Below are 19263 nucleotides of genomic sequence, written 5' to 3' on the forward strand. Positions count from 1 at the left end.
GATCAAAGATGGTTACGCAAAGAACGCTTGCAAAGCTGGGTAATAAAACGAGGTTCGGCCACATTGTTTCCGCCTCATCAACTATTTTTGATGAAGACCACAATCCATTGGTGAGGGCTGGTGATAAAGCATGGTGTGATGTTTGCAAAGGTGCTTTTGAAATCAATGCAACCTATACCGGACTCCTCGAAGATGGCCTTATCGCGGGTGATGGTGATCTGGTTTTATGTCACTGCAAAGATAACTTTGTGATCGCTATATCTGGTTTTACAGGTGAACGTCATCCGGGAATGATGACCGCTAAACCAACAACCTTGGGAATAGCCCCGAAACAACAAACTCAGCAAGAGCCAGAACAACATGCCCAGACAGCTAAAAAGAAACGCGCTGGTGTAGATGCTGGTTTTTGCGTAGTCCCTCGACAGTCGACAACCGAATCTTTCGAAAGCATCCTGTTTGCTGGAGGTCAGCCAGAAGGAACCCGAGAACTTTACCGCTCATTGAATGGTGCAGGTAAGGAATATAAAGCGGGATCTATTCTGCTGGTGGTTGACCCTGATAAGCAGGACAACGAACAGATCGCACACATGCAAGCGGCAAAACAGCGCATTGATACTGCGTTAGCGCCCCTCTCACACCAGCAGGCAAACTTCCTTTTCAAACATAAAGACACCATTGAGATGTTTGCAGCCGCTGCGACTACTGCAAACGATGCTGCCGGAAATGCAGGAAGAGCGACGGAAGCAGCGAAGGGATATTTCGAGAGAGTCGAAAAAATTCTCGTCGAGATCGAGAAGACATACAAAAACCAGTACATCACCAGCGGCACGCTGATTGGCGAACAGTTTTTTGTTGAGCGCCGTCGTTTGTTCGGTCAACTCGATAGCGTGCTGAAGATGTTCATGAAGCATCGCTTCATGTTCAGCGAGTACACGGATCTGAAAAGTGCCCTTGGCCTCTCCAGCCGTTCAATCACACACCGCTGGAACGAAACAGGCGTTAGCGATATTGAAGGTTACGCGACGCACATCGAAAAGTTGGCAAAGTACGTGAAGCTGATGGAAACAGCCGGGAAGATTGGCCTTGGCCTGTCAGCCCTTGATACTGCTGCGAAGATTACCGAAGCCTGCACAGTTGGACGAGATTGTGAGAAAACCGCTTTTACTTCCATTGGTGAGTTTGCGGGCAGCTTAGCAGGGGGGGCTTTGGCAAGCAGAATTATCCAAGGCAGCGCAGCAAGTTCAATCTGTGCCGTAGTACTGGGAGCTGCAACCATAGAGGCTGGTGGTGCAGGTGCCTTGCTCTGCACGATCGGCGTAAGCGGTGGTATAGCATACGGGAGTGATAAAGCATTATCTGCGGTAGGAGAGTACTCCGGCGAGCTTTTATACAAGGTAAGCAGCAATGATTAATATTCCAGATAAAGTATTCCTCGTGGCTACTTGCCTTGGTACTGTGTTCATCATTGCCAGTGTAATAGCCTCACTTCTGAACAGGAAAAGATTTAAGGAGGTCTGCCAGCTATACAAAGAGAAGTTCGGTAGCCTTCCTGATGCTGTAGTGCTATTCGAGAATGTTAACTCGCTTTATTACAAGGGGGCATATGGCATAAAAACACAGTTCATATTCATGCCGCTGTTGTGGAATAAAAGCTCTATATTGACCAAGAATGATGACAAAGACTTCATCCGGGGATTACCGAAAAGGATTATCAGGCCTTTCTATGTAGAAGCATTTCTTGGTCTGATTAGTATAGTATTTTTTGTCATTGCTGGGATTTTGATGCTGGCGATAAAACGCGGTTGGGTGTGAAAGGCGCGTCTATTGTAGATCTTTACTCTGCAACACAAACTGAGATACAGTCTGCGACACACGACAACCCCAGCGCCGCAGATGCCTGACGTATGGTTGAACGAACCCGGCTTATCGGTCAGCATCAACCCCACGAAGAACCTCGCCTCGGCGGGGTTTTTGCTTTCAAAATGCAAAGAAATAGACTAAAGAGACAATGTATTATTTTTGACTTTTGGGAGCCAAGAGAGACAAAGCCGATTTTCGGCTGCGGGTTCACATTGCTCATAGTTCAAAAAGTAATCAGTTATAGGATCTTAGGGCAGGGATTGTACAGGGCTATCGCCTGGAATTACAGGGGGAGGTGTGCTTGTGGATGAGTTAGTCAGTTTCTTTGCCGACATGCTGAAAAAATCCCTGGTTCTGATTAGCAAAGCGCCATCAGGCGTTATTCTATCTGTTGCAATCAAGAATAATTCCCATTACCGTTTGCCCCGTCTATTTCATCTTTCAGCTGGAGCCGTGGAAACGGCGCTGCTGATGCACAGGGAGAATGGGTAATGCCTGACCGTTTTGACATCGTGCGCCTGGCGGCGTTGGTTTTACTGCTACTTTGCACAAAAACGGGTTACTCGCGACCCGATATGTCGCCACTCGGGCCGAACATCGCCGATCGAGGCTCGGCGTATTATCGCTTCACCGTGAACACTTTCGATTCCAGTGATGGTCAACGGCATTACAAAGTGTGGACAGGGATACCCAATATAACCCCGCCGAAAGAGGGCTTTCCTGTGCTTTATATGCTGGACGGCAATGCGGTGATGGACAAATTATCGGATGCGTTTTTGCAGAAATTATCCGCAGCACATCCTCCCGTGCTGGTCGTTATTGGCTATCAAACGGCGCTGCCCTTTGATCTGGATGCCAGGGCCTATGACTACACGCCCGCCACAAAAGATAATCCGCAGGCGTTTCGCGGCAGAGCGGGCGGCGGCAGCGACATATTTCGCCATCTGCTGGAAAAGACCATCGCGCCGGTAGCAGAGAAGGGCATTAAGATTGATGAAAATAAGCGTGGGCTATGGGGACATTCTTACGGCGGGTTATTTGTCATGGACGCCTGGCTAAAATCGACATTTTTTAACGCTTATTACGCCGCCGTACCTTCACTGGCGCAGAATAATTTTGCGCTGCTCAACGAAGTACAATCGACCCCTCAAAACCGCGCCAGCGCGAAGCATCTGTACATTCTGGAAGGGGACGGAGATCGCGGTAAAAAAGATGAAAATAAAGGGCCTGATGTGCTGCATATCGTGCGTAACACGGTCTCGCAACTCAACGAAAAGGGGGTATCCGCAACCTACCGGCTCTATCCGGGGCTGACCCACGGCGCGATGTTTACGGCCTCGCTTTACGCCGCGTTATTACAGCAAGCTGACGCCGCGCGATAGTTCGCTTCCATTAACCTCGTAAACATGGCGGGCGCCTGGCTCGCGGCTCTACGCCATCCCATTATTCCCGTGGCGCAAAAACGCCGGGCGCTGGTTCAGACGGGCAAACCACGCGTCAATGGCTGGCATCTCCGGGTGTTCAAACGGGGTCATCTTCCAGCGGTTCACCGAAAGCCCTAAAACCACATCTGCCAGCGTGAAGGTATCGCCTGCCGCCCATGCACCGGTGCGCTGCAACTGCTGCTCCAGAATGCCCACGCAGTGGTTCCACTCTTTGATCCCCGCCGCAATAGCGTGCGGATCGTTATAGTCCGGGTTTTTGCGCACCAGCGCCGGGACGACATAACGCCAGGCGTTATTAAATTCGCTGGCCTGCCAGTCCATCCAGCGTTCGACATTAGCGCAGGCTTGCGGCTCGGTGGGCAGCAGATCATCCCGTCCCACTTTTCGCACCAGATAACGGCAAATGGCGTTGGATTCCCACAGCACAAACCCGTCGTCAATCAGCACCGGCACCATAGCGTTTGGGTTCAGGGCGCGGAATTCATCGGTCTGCGTCGAGGCAAAACCGCTGCCGTAATCCTCCTGGAGATAATCCAGCCCCACTTCTTCGCAGGTCCAGAGCACTTTGCGCACATTGATTGACGTCGTTTTGCCAAGAATTTTAAGCATGATGAGAATGTCCGTCCGCGTGATTACTTGTTTAAAAACAATACACCAGCCGAATGCTTTTCGGCCACTGTCGGCGAGCACCAGTCTGGTGCAATGCGTTATCGTGGTTCCCCAAAACAGGGACAGTGAAGCGACAAAAACATCGTAACCCGCGGATTAGCAACGCTAAACAATCTGGCACAGGCCTTGCAAAACTGATTCGGCAGTGCAACACACAATTTGAAAAATAGCTGGCTAGGGTTCCGGTTCACGTTAGTGAATGGCTGGTCCAAGAGCTGGCGACCTCTGAGAGGTTACACGGCGGGACAAAAACCCGGGAGACAGCAGCACCAAAGGGTGTCGCGCTGCCCCTTAATTTTGTGCCAACCAGAGGTCAAGAATGAAAAAATCTCCCTTACTTCGCTCACTTGTGCTGTCGCTGGCGATGCTGGTCACTTTCCCCACCTTTGCCGCAGTGAAAAAAGAGTTCAACGTCTGCTGGACCATCTACGCCGGATGGATGCCGTGGGGCACCATCAGCAATCAAAAAATCATCGACAAATGGGCCGATAAATACGGCATCAAAATCAATGTGGTTCAACTGAACGACTATATCGAATCCATTAATCAGTACACGGCGGGTCAGTTTGACGGCTGCACCATGACCAATATGGATGCGCTGACCATTCCAGCGGCGGGCGGTGTCGATACCACGGCGCTGATCCTCGGCAGCTACTCCGAAGGCAACGACGGCGTGGTGATGAAAGGCGAAGGCAAAACCCTGAGCGACCTGAAAGGGATGAAGATTTACCTGCCGGAACTCTCCGTTTCCCACTATTTGCTGGTGCGCGGGCTGGAAAAAGCCGGGCTGGCGGAGAAAGATGTCACCGTGGTGAACACCTCAGATGCGGATATCGTCTCCGCCTTCGCTACGCCAAATGTGCAGGCCGCTGTTGCCTGGAACCCGCAGCTCTCCGTTATTAAAGGCACGCCGAAAACCACCGAAGTGTTCAGCTCCTCGCAAGTGCCCGGCGAGCTTATCGACATGATGGTGGTCAACAGCGAAACCCTGAAAGACAACCCATCCCTTGGTAAAGCGCTGACCGGGGCGTGGTACGAAATGATGGGGCTGATGAAAGCCCAGGATGCCACGGCGTTGAACGCGATGGCTGCCGCGTCCGGCACCGATCTGGCCGGTTATCAGGCACAACTGAAAACCACCCACCTGTTTTATACCCCGCAGGACAACATCGCGTTTGTTACCTCGGCGGAGCTGGCGAAAACCATGCAGCGCGTGGCGCAGTTCTCCTTTGACAAGGGCCTGCTGGGCGACGGCGCGCAGAGTGCGGATTTCATCGGTATGTCCTTCCCCGGCAATGTCACGCAGGGCGATGCCAGTAACGTGAAGCTGCGTTTTGACGACAGCTTCGTGAAAATGGCCGCTGCCGGCACGCTGTGATAACGGACGGAGTTTCCCATGCGACATATTAATCGCCATCCCACCAACGGTATGCGGCTGATGCTGATCCTGCTGCCTTTTGTCCTGCTGCTGGCGGCGTATTTTATGGGGTCGGCGGTCCGCCTGGAGGCCAATCCGCAGGACAAACTGTTACCTGGCCTGCAACAGATGCTGGACGCACTGTCGCGGATGGCGTTTTCCCCGGACAAACGCAGTGGCGACTACCTGTTCTGGGTCGATACGCTGGTCAGTCTCGCCCGGCTGCTGACCGGGCTTGCGATCGCCTCGCTGATTGCCTTGTGCATTGGCATTGCTTCCGGTGTTTTTCCGCTGTGGCGCGCTTCGCTGTCGCCGTTGATGACGGTGCTGTCGATGATCCCGCCGCTGGCGATTTTACCGGTGCTGTTTATCGTTTTTGGCCTGGATGAGCTCTCCAAAGTGATGCTGATTGTTATCGGTATTACGCCGATGCTCGCCCGCGACCTTGAACACCGCGCCTGCGAAATCCCGTCGGAGATCCTTACCAAAGCGCAAACCCTTGGCGCGAATAGCTGGACGATTATCCTGCGCGTGGTGCTGCCGCAGTTGCTGTCGCGCCTGCTCACCTCACTGCGTTTACTGCTCGGTTCGGCGTGGTTGTTTCTTATCTCGGCAGAGGCTATCTCCTCTACCGCCGGGCTGGGTTACCGCATTTTCCTCGTGCGCCGCTATATGGCGATGGATGTCATCATTCCGTATGTCGTGTGGATAACGCTGCTGGCGTGGCTGATGGATCTGGCGCTACGCCAGTTACACAGCACCTGTTTCCCGTGGGCGCAAGGAGGGCGGGCATGAGTTTTATCACCATCAACAATATCTGGCAGGAGTATGGCGACCATGTGGTGCTGGAGCGCCTGAATTTGCAGGTCAAAGAAGGCGAGTTCTGCTCGATGGTGGGCGCGTCCGGCTGCGGCAAATCAACCTTCTTACGTCTGCTGCTCGGCCAGGAAGCGCCGAGCCGGGGCGCCATTACGCTCGACGGCAAGCCCTTAAGCGCCGAGCCGGACCGCAACCGGGGCGTGGTGTTCCAGCGTTATTCGGTGCTCCCGCACCTGAACGTGCTTGATAACGTCACCCTCGGGCTGGAATTGCCGCAATCGCCGCTGTTCGGGCGGCTGTTCGGCGCGAAAAAGCGTGCGGCGCGCGAGCAGGCGGGGCAGATGCTGGAGAAAGTCGGTCTCGGTCACGCCCTGCAAAAATACCCGGCGCAACTCTCCGGTGGCATGCAGCAACGCCTTGCCATTGCCCAGGCATTTATTATGCAGCCGCGCGTTTTACTGCTCGATGAGCCGTTTGGCGCGCTCGACCCCGGCATCCGTAAAGAGATGCACGCGCTTTTGCTGCAACTGTGGGGCGAAACACGCATGACAGTCTTTATGGTCACCCACGATCTGTCCGAAGGCTTCAACCTTGGCACCCGCTTACTGGTGTTCGACAAGGTGCGCATCGACCCCCACGCGCCCAACGCCTATGGCGCGCGCATTACCTATGACATCCCGCTCAATGAGACGCGGCTTTCAGCCCTGAGCGGTGCAATGCCCGATAACGTTTATGCATTACGGAGTGAATCTCATGACCACAACCTCAACGACACTGCGCGATGAGATCCTGCCCGGCGGCGGCCATCTCTCGTTTGTTCTCAAACGCGGGCAGATCCTGCGAATGACCGATATCGAAGGCGGCGCGAACGTCAGCCTGATGATGCTCAACGCCCACGAAAAGAGCGAACGCCTGAACCTGCCGGACACCCTGAAAGGCCAGCACACCGCGCGCCTGACCGCCGGGCACTGTTTCTACTCCGATATGGGGCGCGTACTGGCGGGCATCATTGCCGACACCTGTGGCTGGCACGATCCTTTTGGCGGCGTGTTGAATGCCGCCGAAGTGGCGGAAAAATACGGCCAGAGCCGCTACCAGGAACTGCGTAACGGCTATTACCGCAACGGCACCGATAACCTGCTGGTGGAGATGGGCAAATGGGATCTCAACCTCGAAGACCTGCTGATGGTGGTCAACTTTTTCAGCAAAGTGACGGTTGATGAAAACGGCCAGTTCCGCTTCCACCAAGATCATTCGCAACCGGGCAATTATGTCGAACTTTACGCGCCAATGGATGTGCTGGTGGTGCTGACCGCGCTGCCACACCCGATGGATCCCGCGCGGGACTATGCGCCGCGCCCGGTACAACTGAACTGGCGGCAGACAGAGGATGAGCAGGCGGCTATCAACGCGCTGCTGACGCGCCCGGAAAACGAACGCGCGTTCACCAACACCCACCTTTTCGCCCTGTAAGGAGAGGCATCATGACTATCAGTGAACAATCCCCTGAACAGGCCACTTTCCGCCATGTGATCCCGGCGGGCGAGCCGTATCTGTTTGAAGTAAAAAAGGGCCAGACTCTGCGCCTGCTGGATCTCGAAGGCAACCAGGCTATCGATACGCTGCTTTATAACGCCGATAACCCGCGCGAACGCTACGATCCCCAGCGCACCCTGCGTCGGCAGAACAATGCGTATCTCACCACCGGCAGCGTACTCTATTCGAACCTGGGCAACCCATTACTCACCATCGTTGCTGATACCTGCGGGCGTCACGACACCCTTGGCGGTGCGTGTGCGCAGGAGAGCAACACCGTGCGCTATGCGCTGGACAAGCGTCATATGCATAGCTGTCGCGATAACTTTCTCTGCGCCTGCCTGCACGATGGCCGCCTGCAAAAGCGCGACATTGGCGCGAATATCAACTTCTTTATGAACGTGCCGGTCACGCCGCAGGGCGGGCTGACTTTTGAAGATGGCATCTCCGCGCCGGGGAAATACGTTGAGTTACGCGCCGAGTGCAATGTGATTGTGCTGATCTCCAACTGCCCGCAGCTTAACAACCCCTGCAATGGCTGGAACCCGACCCCCGCCGAGGTGCTGGTATGGAACTGAAACCGACACGCTGGCAGCGCCTGCGCCAGATGATTTACCACCTGTTTGCCGTTCGCGCCGGGCGCATCCTGCCGTAAACGCGTTTTCCCCATGGACGACCATGCGGTGAGCCGATGACCGGCGGGACGACCCGCCACGATTGAGTGTTAACTATGTTTACGAAATTACTGATCGCCAACCGCGGGGCGATTGCCTGCCGTATTCTGCGCACCCTGCGCGCCATGGATATTGGCGGCGTGGCGGTCTATTCCGATGCGGATATCAGCAGCCTGCATCTGCGCGAAGCCGATGAAGCGATTAGCCTTGGCGATGGCCCGGCGGCAAACACCTACCTGGTCACGGAAAAAATCATTGCCGCCGCCCGTGAAAGCGGGGCGCAGGCTATTCACCCCGGCTACGGCTTTCTTTCTGAAAACGCCGCCTTTGCCGACGCCTGTGAAGCGGCGGGGATAGCGTTTGTTGGCCCGACGCCGGAGCAACTGCGCCTGTTTGGCCTGAAACACACGGCACGTGCGCTTGCGAAAGCGCAGGGCGTACCGCTGCTCGAAGGCACGGAACTGCTGGCCGATATCGGCGAAGCGCTGGACGCTGCCGAAACGGTCGGTTACCCGGTGATGCTGAAAAGCACGGCGGGCGGCGGCGGGATCGGTATGCGCGTCTGTTATCGCGCGGACGATCTGCGCGAAGCGTTCGATGCGGTAGTGCGGCTGGGGAAAAACAACTTTAGCGACGCGGGCGTATTTATCGAAAAGTACATCGAACGCGCGCGCCATCTCGAAGTGCAGCTTTTTGGCGACGGTGCGGGCGAGGTGATCGCCCTTGGCGTGCGCGACTGTTCCGTGCAGCGGCGCAACCAGAAAGTGCTGGAAGAAACTCCCGCACCCAACCTTCCGGCGGGCATGGAAAACGCGCTCTGCGCGGCGGCTATCACGCTTGGCAAGGCGGTGAATTACCGCAGCGCCGGTACCGTCGAGTTTGTTTATGACAGCGACGCCGGGCGTTTCTATTTCCTCGAAGTGAACACCCGTTTGCAGGTGGAACACGGCGTCACCGAACAGGTGTGGGGCGTGGATCTGGTGCGCTGGATGATTGCCCTCGCCGCCGGAGAGTTGCCGCCGCTGGCGGTGCTGCGCGACAGCCTGACGCCGGAAGGCCATGCGATTCAGGCGCGGGTTTATGCCGAAGATCCGGGCCGTCAGTTCCAGCCTTCGCCGGGCCTGTTAACCGAAGCTGTCTTTCCTGCCGACGATCGCCGCGCCCTGCGCATTGATAGCTGGGTGGAATCCGGCTGTGAAGTGCCGCCGTTTTTTGATCCGATGCTGGCGAAAATCATCGCCTGGCAGCCGACGCGCGAGGCGGCGCTCACCGCGCTGCATACCGCGCTGGGCGAAACCCGGCTCTACGGCGTGGAAACTAACCGCCGCTACTTACAGCAGATCCTCACTTTTGTGCCTTTCGCCAGCGGTCAACCCTGGACGCGCTGCCTGGACGGCTTAACGTACCAGGCCAACACCGTCGAGGTGCTGAGCGCCGGGACGCAAACCACGGTGCAGGATTATCCGGGTCGACTGGGTTACTGGGCGGTTGGCGTGCCGCCTTCTGGCCCGATGGACAGCCGCGCCCTGCGCCTTGGCAACCGCCTGCTCGGTAACGACGAAAATGCCGCCGCGCTGGAAATCACCCTGAGCGGCCCGACGCTGAAATTTAACTGCGACACACAGATAGTGGTAACCGGAGCGGACATTCCTCTGACGCTTGAGGGCGAAGCGCTTGAAAACAACCGCCTCTTTAGCGTGCGTGCCGGGATGACGCTGCGCATGGGGGATATCAGCGGCGATGGTGTGCGCAGCTATCTCTGCCTGCGGGGCGGGTTTTGCGTGCCGGAGTATCTTGGCAGCAAAAGCACGTTCACCCTCGGTCAGTTTGGCGGCCATGCCGGACGCGCGCTACGCACCGGCGATGTGCTGCACCTTGCGGCGCTGGAAAATGAAGCGGTGGAGGCAGCATTGCCGCAGGCGCTGCGCACCACGTTTGACGCTGTGCGCGAACTGCGGGTGATTTACGGCCCGCACGGCGCGCCGGAGTATTTCACACAAGCCTCTGTCACCACCTTTTTCGCTACCGACTGGGAAGTGCATTTCAACTCCAGTCGTACCGGCGTGCGGCTGATTGGCCCGAAACCAGAGTGGGCGCGCGACAGCGGCGGCGAAGCCGGGCTGCATCCGTCCAATATTCACGACAACCCGTATGCCATTGGCGCGGTGGATTTTACTGGCGATATGCCAGTGATCCTCGGCCCCGATGGCCCAAGCCTGGGCGGGTTTGTCTGCCCGGTGACGGTGATTGAGGCTGACCTGCACAAGGTCGGGCAACTGAAAGCCGGGGACAAAGTGCGCTTTGTTCCGGTGGATATTGCCACCGCGCGCCGTCTGGCGCAGGCGCAAACGCAGCAAATCGCCACGCTTTCGCTGGTCGATATCGCCTGGCAGCCCGCAGCGCTTGTGTCGCCGGTGGTGTTGACGTGCGGTGACGCCGACAAACGGCTGGTAGCCCGGTTATCCGGCGATACGCACCTGCTGCTGGAAATTGGCGAGCCGGAGCTGGATCTGGTGCTGCGCTTTCGCGCTCACGCCTTAATGCAGGCGCTGGAGGCGCTGGCATTGCCGGGCGTTATCGATTTAACGCCAGGTATTCGCTCATTGCAAGTGCATTACCAGCCGGAAAGCGTAAGCCTGGCGCAACTGCTGGAAATTGTCGCCGGGCTGTGGCAAACGGTTTGCGAGCGTCAGAACCTGGATGTGCCGTCGCGCGTGGTCTGGCTGCCGCTGTCGTGGGACGACCCGGCGTGCCAGAAGGCTATCGACAAATATATGACCACCGTGCGCCGCGACGCGCCCTGGTGCCCGAGTAACCTGGAGTTTATCCGCCGGATTAACGATCTGGCGAATATCGATGAGGTCTACAAAACGGTGTTTGATGCCCGCTATCTGGTGATGGGGCTGGGCGATGTCTATCTCGGCGCGCCGGTGGCGACACCGCTCGACCCGCGCCACCGGCTGGTGACTACCAAATACAACCCGGCGCGCACCTGGACGGCGGAGAACTCGGTCGGCATCGGCGGCGCGTATCTCTGCGTGTATGGCATGGAAGGGCCGGGCGGCTACCAGTTTGTCGGGCGCACGCTGCAAATGTGGAATCGCTACCGCGATGTCGCTGATTTCGGCGGCAAACCCTGGCTGCTGCGCTTTTTTGATCAGATTCGCTTCTACCCGGTTTCCGCCGATGAACTGCTGACTATTCGCCGCGACTTCCCGCTCGGGCGCTATCCGCTGCGCATCGAGCACACCACGCTGCAACTGGCCGAGTATCAGCGCTTTCTCGACGAGGAAGCGCAGAGCATTGCCGAATTCCGGGCTCATCAACAACGCGCCTTTGACGCCGAGCGCGAGCGCTGGATTGCCAGCGGTCAGGCGCATTTTGATAGCGCCGATGTACCGGCAGACGAAAGCGATGATGCGCCGCTGCAACCGGGGCAACAGGGGATTGATAGCCCGATTTCCGGCAATTTATGGCAGGTGAATGTCACGGCAGGCAGCCCGGTGCGGGAAGGGGATGTGCTGGTGGTGCTGGAATCTATGAAGATGGAGATCCCGCTGCTTGCCACACAAGACGGCGTGGTAAGTCAGGTGCGCGTTCAGCCGGGTTCCCCGGTACGCGCGGGGCAATGTGTGGTGGTGGTGGAGAAAAGCGTATGACGCATCCGTTTGATTTGCGCCTCGACGCGCTGGCCGGGGCTTATCAGCAAGGGCGTTTGACGCCCCGCGAGGTGATTAGCCAGCTACGGGCGCGGGCAGTTGAACTCAATTCCGAGTTTCACGCCTTTATTCATATTCTCAGCGAGCAAGAGCTGGAGCCGTATCTGGCGGCGCTCGACGATGTGCCACCCGCATCGCTGCCGTTATATGGCGTGCCGTTTGCCATCAAAGACAATATCGATTTAGCAGGCGTTCCCACTACCGCCGCCTGCCCGGCGTTTGCGTATACCGCAAACCAGCATGCAACGATTGTCGCGCAGCTTATCGCCCTAGGCGCGGTGCCGCTGGGTAAAACCAATCTTGACCAGTTTGCCACCGGGTTAAACGGCACGCGTTCACCTTATGGCGCGTGTCGCAACAGCGTCCATGCCGATTACCCGGCAGGCGGCTCCAGTGCGGGTTCCGCGCTGGCGGTGGCGCTCGGCATTGCCAGCTTTGCGCTCGGTACTGACACCGCAGGCAGCGGACGCGTTCCGGCGTCGCTTAATAACCTGCTCGGGCTAAAAGCGACCAAAGGGTTACTCTCCACGGCGGGCGTGGTACCCGCCTGCCGCACCCTCGATTGCGTCACGTTCTTTACCGCCACGGCCGCCGAAGCCAGCCAGTTACTGGCCTTGACGGCGGTTCAGGACTCGCGTGATGACTACAGTCGTCGCAACCCGGCGTGGAATGACGCCCTGGCGTTTGGCACACCGGAGCCGGGTTTTCGCTTTGGCGTGCCGGATAAGCTGGAATTTCTCGGCTGCGCGCAGAGTGAAGCGATGTTTCACGCGGCGAAAGCGCGGTTGACAGCACTTGGCGGTGTGCCGGTGACTATCGATTTCACGCCTTTCCTGGCGGCGGCGCGGCTGCTGTATGAAGGGCCGTGGGTGGCGGAGCGTTACCATGTGGCCGGAACGTTGATTGAACAGCAGCCAGAGGCGGTGTTGCCGGTGATTCGTGATGTGCTGCAAAAAGCGCCGTCGACCAGCGCGGTCGCGGCCTTTGACGCCCAGTATCAATTGCAGCGCTATAAAGCGCAGTGCGATGCCATTCTCCACGATCTGGCGTGCGTGTTAACGCCGACCTATCCGCGCCCGGTGACGCTGGCGGAGCTGGCTGACGAACCGGTGAAACGCAATGCCGATTTGGGGTATTACACCAACTTTATGAACCTGCTGGATTACGCGGCGGTGGCGGTTCCGGTGGGCATCATGAACGGCGGTTTACCCTCCGGCATTACGCTGTTTGGCCGGGCCTTTACCGACCAGTATCTGCTGAGCCTTGCCGATGCGTTGCAACGCCAGCAACCGCTGACATTATGTGGCGACAGAGCGATGACGGGAGACGCGCCGGTACGCCCTGCGGGCAACGATCGTATGCAGATTGTGGTCTGCGGCGCGCATCTTGATGGCCTGGCGCTTAATTATCAACTGCGCCAGCGGGGCGCAACCCTGCGCGGTGCTGCCCGCAGCGCGCCGCATTACCGTTTATATGCACTGGCGGACGGCAAGCGGCCTGGCATGGTACGCGACAGCGAGCAGGGCGCGGCGATTGCGCTGGAAGTGTGGGAACTGCCCGGCAGTGAAATGGGATCGTTTCTGGCAGGCATTCCTGCCCCGCTGGGGCTGGGGAAAGTGGAACTGGAAGATGGACGCTGGCTAACCGGCTTTATTTGCGAACATCAGGGCTTGCAGGACGCACAGGAGATCACCGCCTGGGGCGGCTGGCGGGCATGGCTTACGCGTGCGGTGTAAAAGATCGTCAAATTCGTACAATTCTTAATCGCGGCCAGGATTTTGTACAAAAAACGGCCATACTATTAATCTGCCCAATGGCTGACAAGGGAGGTAAAAGTATGACCGCTGATGAACTCGCACGTCGTTTGTTGTTAAAGTTGATTACCGCCAGAACAGACCTTGCGGCCTATATCCAGATGCGCAAAGCGAAAGGGTATATGTCGATCAGTGAAAACGATCGTCTGCGGGAGGGGTTCTTTGCACTGGCTCTCGAGATCCGCAATAAGGGCGAAAGGCTGCACGGGTTGCAGGACAGTGACTCGCGCAGCGCCATGTACAGTGCAGAAGAAGCGCTCTCTTCTGCGGCAGTCACGTTAATGAGCGGGCGACAGGATTGCCCCACCTACATCTCTGTGAATGTCGACAAGCTGGAGCGTTCGCTGAATATCCTCAATTACAGCATTCAGTATTTGAGTGAACATTCGCCGCTCGAAGAAGCCTGAGACGCACGCGTGTAAAAATGAAGGGGAGGCGACTCCCCTTTGTTATTTAAGCTTTTGTAAAAGCAAACCCGCCGGGCTTTCCGATGGCTAACCTTTATCCAGGCTCACCGCTTAATAAAGGAGTGCATATGCGCCGTGTTCCCCTGTTATTGCTGTTTCTCACCGCCTCTGTCTTTGCCGCGCCGCCAGCGGTCAAGGTTGATGTGCTGCAAACCAAACTCGATCACCCCTGGGCGCTGGCGTTTTTGCCCGATAACCACGGGATGTTAATCACCCTGCGCGGCGGGCAGCTCCGTCTGTGGCAGGCGGATAAAGGGCTTTCCGATCCCATTACCGGTGTGCCGCAAGTCTGGGCGCAGGGACAGGGCGGCTTGCTGGATGTGGCGCTGGCACCGGATTTTGCCCAGTCGCGCCGGGTCTGGCTAAGCTTCGCCGAAGCGGGCAACGATGGCAAAGCCGGAACCGCCGTCGGCTATGGCCGCCTGAGCGACGATTTCAAACACCTTGAAGATTTCCAGACCGTGTTCCGCCAGCAACCTAAGCTTTCAACCGGCAACCATTTCGGTGGTCGGCTGGTGTTTGATGGCAAAGGCTATTTGTGGATTGCGCTCGGTGAGAATAACCAGCGCCCGACGGCGCAGGATCTGGATAAATTGCAGGGCAAGCTGGTGCGCCTGACGGATCAGGGCAACGTCCCAGACGATAATCCGTTTGTGGGCAAGCAGGGCGCGCGCGCGGAAATCTGGTCGTACGGTATTCGTAACCCGCAGGGAATGGCCATCAACCCGTGGAGCAATGCGCTGTGGCTGAATGAGCACGGCCCGCGCGGCGGGGATGAGATCAATATTCCCGCAAAAGGCAAAAACTACGGCTGGCCGATTGCCACCTGGGGGATTAACTACAGCGGGTTGAAAATCCCGGAAGCGAAGGGCGAGATCGTTGCCGGTACGGAGCAGCCGATCTTCTACTGGAAGCAGTCTCCGGCGGTGAGCGGGATGGCGTTTTATAACGCCGACACCTTCCCGCAGTGGAAAAACAAGCTCTTTATCGGCGCGCTGAAAGATCAAGATCTGATCGTGATGAACGTTAATGGCGACAAGGTGACGGAAGAGGGCCGCATTTTGGGCGATCGCAAGCAGCGTATCCGCGATGTGCGCGTCGGACCGGATGGGTATTTATATGTGTTGACCGACGCGAACGACGGCGAGTTGTGGAAAGTCAGCCCGACGTCGTGATATTGCCGGATGGCGACAACGAAGCCTTATCCGGCAATCACGCCATCTTGTCAGGTCACCGGGATCATTACGGTGTTCTGAAACCCGGGACGCTCGCAAAGCTGGGCATACCAGCGCTGCAAATGCGGGCGCGGTGCCCAGCTTAGCCCTGGAATGTTAAAAAGGTTATACACGAACGGGCCGACGGCGATATCGCCACAACCAAACGCGTCCCCGGAGAGCCAGGCCTGTTTTGCCAGTTCGTCATCAAGCAGGGCGAACAGGCCTTCAAGGGCTTCTTTGGCCGCCTCAAGCGCGGCGTGGTCGCGTTTTTCCGGCGCGGTACGCACCAGCCCCATCAGCAACGGACCGTGTTTCGGGGCCAGCGTGCTGAGCGCCCAGTCCATCCACTTTTCCCCCTGCGCACGTTTGGCGGGAGAATCCTCCCACAGCCGATCCTGACCATATTGCGCCGCGAGATAGCGCACAATGGTGTTTGATTCCCACAGCACCACGCCGGTTTCATCGTCGCGCAGGAGCGGCACCAGCCCATTCGGGTTCATTGCCAGATACTCGGGATCTTTATTCAGGCCAAACTGCCCGCCCGCCAGAATGTGTTCGTATGGCAACTCCAGTTCTTCCAGCAGCCAGCGTACTTTTTTGACATTCGTCGAATTATTCCTGCCCCACAGCGTTATCATTTTTCCCCCTGCGCAAATGAATGATTCAGTGATATTCATCGTGAGCGAAAGTTAACGTTCTGGCAACGGTTAAGAAAAAGATCGTGCAAATGGAGCGCAACACGCTGTTATTGCATAAACTTTAATAACTTTACCCAGTAGCGGTTTTTTTCGTTTCGTTTGTGCGCTATTACTCACCGTTTGTTGTGGCACGGTGTTGTGACGTTTATTGAATGGATACTCGGGTGGCCTATATGACGCATTTCTCTTTATCCCTTCGCGGCCTGATGGCAGGCTCTGCGCTGTTGGTTTTCTTCTCTCCTTCGTTATATGCAGTGGAACAAACGCCAGGCGCGCCGCAGGTTGATGCCCGCGCATGGATGCTGATGGATTACGCCAGCGGCAAAGTGCTGGCGGAAGGAAACGCCGACGAAAAACTCGATCCTGCCAGCCTGACCAAACTAATGACCAGCTATGTAGTCGGCCAGGCGCTGAAAGCCGGAAAAATTCATCTCACCGACACCGTGACCGTCGGGAAAGACGCCTGGGCGACCGGCAACCCGGTGCTGCGCGGCTCGTCACTCATGTTCCTTAAACCGGGCGATCAGGTCTCGGTGGCTGATTTAAACAAAGGTGTGATTATCCAGTCTGGCAACGATGCCAGCATTGCGATTGCCGATTATGTTGCCGGTAGCCAGGATTCATTCGTCAGCCTGATGAACAGCTACGCGCAGAAGCTCGGCCTCACCAATACCACCTTTAAAACCGTGCACGGGCTGGATGCGCCGGGGCAGTTCAGTACCGCGCGCGATATGGCGCTGCTCGGCAAGGCGTTAATTCGCGATGTGCCAGACGAATACGCCATCCATAAAGAGAAAGAGTTCACCTTCAATAAAATTCGCCAGCCAAACCGCAACCGCCTGTTGTGGAGCACCAGCATGAATGTGGACGGCATGAAGACCGGGACCACAGACGGCGCGGGTTACAACCTGGTGGCCTCGGCGACGCAGGGGGATATGCGCCTGATTTCTGTCGTGCTGGGGGCGAAAACCGACCGCATCCGCTTTAATGAGTCAGAAAAACTGCTCACCTGGGGCTTCCGCTTCTTTGATACCGTCACGCCCATCAAACCGGATGCCACCTTTGTCAGCCAGCGCGTCTGGTTCGGCGACAGCAGCGAAGCAAAACTGGGTGCAGGTGATGCGGGCTCGATCACCATTCCTAAAGGTCAGTTAACTAATCTGAAAGCGAGTTACACCTTAACGCAGCCGGAGCTTGAAGCGCCGCTGACCAAAGGCCAGGTGGTGGGCACCATTGATTTTCAGTTGAATGGCAAAACCATTGAGCAGCGCCCGCTGGTGGTGATGGAAGCGGTGAACGAAGCCGGTTTCATTGGCCGGATGTGGGATTTTGTCTTACTGAAATTCCATCAGTGGTTTGGCGGCTGGTTCTCATAAATACGCACAGACCGTGCTCTTACGGGCGCGGTCAGTACATCAGCGTAATAGACTGGCTTTTTACTGCGCTCAGCAGGTCATCGTCCGGGCGGCAGTCGCTCACTATCACGTCAAACTGGTTTAGCGGCCCCATGCAGGCTGCGCGCACTTTGCCGAACTTACTGTGATCGACCACCAGCACATGGTATTGCGCGCTGGCCATCGCCCAGTGCTTCACCGGCAACTCTTCCAGATTAAAACAGGTGACGCCCTGTTGCGCATGCACACCCGCGGCGGAATAGAACGCGATGTCCGGGCGCAGGTTGCTCAGGGTTTCATTGAAATTCAACGGCTTGAAAATGGCATTGCTGGCGTGAAACTCACCGCCGCACAGAATAGCGCGACACAGTTTTTTTTCCTGGAGCGCCAGAAAGGTGTTCAGCGAGTAGCAAACGCCGGTGAAGGGCAGATCGTGAGGAATGGCATCGATAATCCACGGCGTGGTGGTGCCACAGTCAAAAAAAGCCATTTGATGCGGCTGTAACAGGCTGGCGGCAAGCGTTGCGGCGCGGCGTTTCTCATCCACCAGCCGGTTTTTTTGATCGCTCAACAGATAGTGGCTGGCGGAGCGGGGCTCCAGCACGATATAACCGCCGAGTAACACCACAGGTGCGCTGTTGGCGCTAAGATCGCGGCGAATGGTCATTTCGGATACGCCAAGTAGCGTTGCGGCCTCTTTCAGATGCAGTTTATCGCTGCGCTTCAGCGCCGCCAGCAGCTGGCTTATCCGTTCGTCACGTCTTGTTTCCATAGTTCACCTGAATAAAAGAAAGCCCTGCATAAGCAGGGCGTTTATCTTACCTGCGCCCTGGCGCTTAGTCACGCACCCAGCCGCGGCGAATCAGGAAGGCAAAACAGAGCCGGTAACCCTGCTGCGCACCGCGATAGAGCGCGGTACCAAAGCTCTGCCACAGAATTTGCGCTGTCAGGCAGCCGCAGATCCCCACCAGCAAACCGCCGAGCATATCCATCGGCCAGTGGACGCCAAGATAAACCCGCGACCAGGCAATCGCCAGGCCCGTGAGCATCAGCGCTGCGCCGGACCAGAAACGGTGCCAGGCGAGGAAGGCGACGGCGAAAGTGAAGATCACCGTGCCGTGATCGCTCGGGAAAGAGTCATCTGCCGAATGTTGCAGGAAGTTGTAGCCCACATGATCAACAAAGGGCCTGTCGTGCGGGAAGGTATGGCCTAAAATCCATGAGAGGCTGAGGCTGACGATAATCGCCAGCGCGACTTTAATCACTAACTGACGTTGTGCGCTGACCTGGCTGCGTGGCCCCCACAGCCAGAGACCTGCCGCCAGCAGTGGCACAATGTTAATCAGATCTTTGGCAATAAACACCGCGAAGGTGATAAGCCAGCGCGGAGAGTCCGGCGTGGCGTTGATCCAGTAGAACAGAGTGTGATTCAGGCTCTCTAACATAGGCTTGTTACTCTTTGATGACACAATTTTGACCAAAGCGACCACCTTAAAAGCGGTGCGACAGTGGGTAAAGGGGTTTTGTCTTACTC

At 56.9% G+C, this 19263-nt stretch carries 18 protein-coding genes and 1 riboswitch; of the genes, 14 read left to right on the forward strand and 4 right to left on the reverse strand.

Features of this window, described 5'->3' with window-relative positions:
* The first annotated feature begins 8 nt into the window (after positions 1-8).
* The 4 genes from Q5705_07990 (at position 9) to Q5705_08005 (ending at position 3242) form a co-directional block, all read left to right on the forward strand.
* On the forward strand, positions 9-1412 hold the full coding sequence (locus tag Q5705_07990; GenBank protein ID WLI78465.1) for a PAAR domain-containing protein: 1404 nt from the start codon (positions 9-11) through the stop codon (positions 1410-1412).
* Positions 1405-1812 (forward strand): hypothetical protein, encoded by a 408-nt coding sequence (locus Q5705_07995; GenBank protein WLI78466.1) that lies wholly within the window; start codon positions 1405-1407, stop codon positions 1810-1812. Before Q5705_07990 ends, Q5705_07995 begins: the two co-directional genes overlap by 8 nt.
* Positions 1813-2163: 351 nt before the next feature.
* The gene (locus Q5705_08000; protein ID WLI78467.1) at positions 2164-2352 is read left to right on the forward strand and encodes a hypothetical protein; all 189 of its coding nucleotides are present in this window, start codon (positions 2164-2166) and stop codon (positions 2350-2352) included.
* Entirely contained in the window at positions 2352-3242 is an 891-nt protein-coding gene (locus Q5705_08005; GenBank protein WLI78468.1) for an alpha/beta hydrolase-fold protein, read from the forward strand. Before Q5705_08000 ends, Q5705_08005 begins: the two co-directional genes overlap by 1 nt.
* Before the next feature lie 48 nt (positions 3243-3290).
* Here the strand turns inward: Q5705_08005 and Q5705_08010 are convergent, their stop codons facing one another.
* Complete coding sequence (locus tag Q5705_08010) at positions 3291-3914, reverse strand: glutathione S-transferase family protein (protein WLI78469.1); 624 nt, start codon at positions 3912-3914, stop codon at positions 3291-3293.
* Positions 3915-4137: 223 nt separating this feature from the next.
* Positions 4138-4236: riboswitch (guanidine-I (ykkC/yxkD leader) on the forward strand.
* 57 nt (positions 4237-4293) lie between these two features.
* Here Q5705_08010 and Q5705_08015 point away from each other — a divergent pair.
* The 9 genes from Q5705_08015 (at position 4294) to Q5705_08055 (ending at position 15595) form a co-directional block, all read left to right on the forward strand.
* Positions 4294-5352: a putative urea ABC transporter substrate-binding protein gene (locus Q5705_08015; protein WLI78470.1), complete on the forward strand. Its 1059-nt coding sequence runs from the start codon at positions 4294-4296 to the stop codon at positions 5350-5352.
* A gap of 18 nt (positions 5353-5370) precedes the next feature.
* Positions 5371-6186, forward strand: coding sequence for an ABC transporter permease subunit (locus Q5705_08020; protein WLI78471.1), 816 nt, complete (start codon positions 5371-5373; stop codon positions 6184-6186).
* Positions 6183-6995 (forward strand): ABC transporter ATP-binding protein, encoded by an 813-nt coding sequence (locus Q5705_08025; GenBank protein ID WLI78472.1) that lies wholly within the window; start codon positions 6183-6185, stop codon positions 6993-6995. The genes Q5705_08020 and Q5705_08025 overlap by 4 nt, the downstream gene beginning before the upstream one ends.
* Positions 6964-7683 carry an urea carboxylase-associated family protein gene (locus Q5705_08030; GenBank protein WLI78473.1) on the forward strand — a complete coding sequence of 240 codons (720 nt, stop codon included), beginning with the start codon at positions 6964-6966 and terminating at the stop codon, positions 7681-7683. The genes Q5705_08025 and Q5705_08030 overlap by 32 nt, the downstream gene beginning before the upstream one ends.
* Positions 7684-7694: 11 nt before the next feature.
* Positions 7695-8324 carry an urea carboxylase-associated family protein gene (locus Q5705_08035; protein ID WLI78474.1) on the forward strand — a complete coding sequence of 210 codons (630 nt, stop codon included), beginning with the start codon at positions 7695-7697 and terminating at the stop codon, positions 8322-8324.
* A 152-nt stretch (positions 8325-8476) separates the two neighbouring features.
* Positions 8477-12079: an urea carboxylase gene (gene uca, locus Q5705_08040; GenBank protein WLI78475.1), complete on the forward strand. Its 3603-nt coding sequence runs from the start codon at positions 8477-8479 to the stop codon at positions 12077-12079.
* The gene (gene atzF, locus Q5705_08045; protein ID WLI78476.1) at positions 12076-13875 is read left to right on the forward strand and encodes an allophanate hydrolase; all 1800 of its coding nucleotides are present in this window, start codon (positions 12076-12078) and stop codon (positions 13873-13875) included. Before uca ends, atzF begins: the two co-directional genes overlap by 4 nt.
* Positions 13876-13976: 101 nt before the next feature.
* Positions 13977-14360: a biofilm formation regulator BssR gene (locus tag Q5705_08050; GenBank protein WLI78477.1), complete on the forward strand. Its 384-nt coding sequence runs from the start codon at positions 13977-13979 to the stop codon at positions 14358-14360.
* Between the two features lie 128 nt (positions 14361-14488).
* Positions 14489-15595 (forward strand): PQQ-dependent sugar dehydrogenase, encoded by a 1107-nt coding sequence (locus tag Q5705_08055; GenBank protein ID WLI78478.1) that lies wholly within the window; start codon positions 14489-14491, stop codon positions 15593-15595.
* Positions 15596-15645: 50 nt separating this feature from the next.
* Here the strand turns inward: Q5705_08055 and Q5705_08060 are convergent, their stop codons facing one another.
* On the reverse strand, positions 15646-16275 hold the full coding sequence (locus Q5705_08060; GenBank protein WLI78479.1) for a glutathione S-transferase family protein: 630 nt from the start codon (positions 16273-16275) through the stop codon (positions 15646-15648).
* Between the two features lie 233 nt (positions 16276-16508).
* On the opposite strand from Q5705_08060, the gene dacC reads away from it, so the two are divergent.
* Positions 16509-17711: a serine-type D-Ala-D-Ala carboxypeptidase gene (dacC, locus tag Q5705_08065; protein ID WLI78480.1), complete on the forward strand. Its 1203-nt coding sequence runs from the start codon at positions 16509-16511 to the stop codon at positions 17709-17711.
* 31 nt (positions 17712-17742) lie between these two features.
* Here the strand turns inward: dacC and deoR are convergent, their stop codons facing one another.
* On the reverse strand, positions 17743-18501 hold the full coding sequence (deoR, locus tag Q5705_08070) for a DNA-binding transcriptional repressor DeoR (GenBank protein WLI78481.1): 759 nt from the start codon (positions 18499-18501) through the stop codon (positions 17743-17745).
* Positions 18502-18565: 64 nt separating this feature from the next.
* Positions 18566-19174 carry an undecaprenyl-diphosphate phosphatase gene (ybjG, locus tag Q5705_08075; GenBank protein WLI78482.1) on the reverse strand — a complete coding sequence of 203 codons (609 nt, stop codon included), beginning with the start codon at positions 19172-19174 and terminating at the stop codon, positions 18566-18568.
* Positions 19175-19263: the final 89 nt, after the last annotated feature.

Source organism: Kosakonia sp. H02 (genome assembly GCA_030704225.1).
Classification (GTDB): Bacteria; Pseudomonadota; Gammaproteobacteria; order Enterobacterales; family Enterobacteriaceae; genus Kosakonia.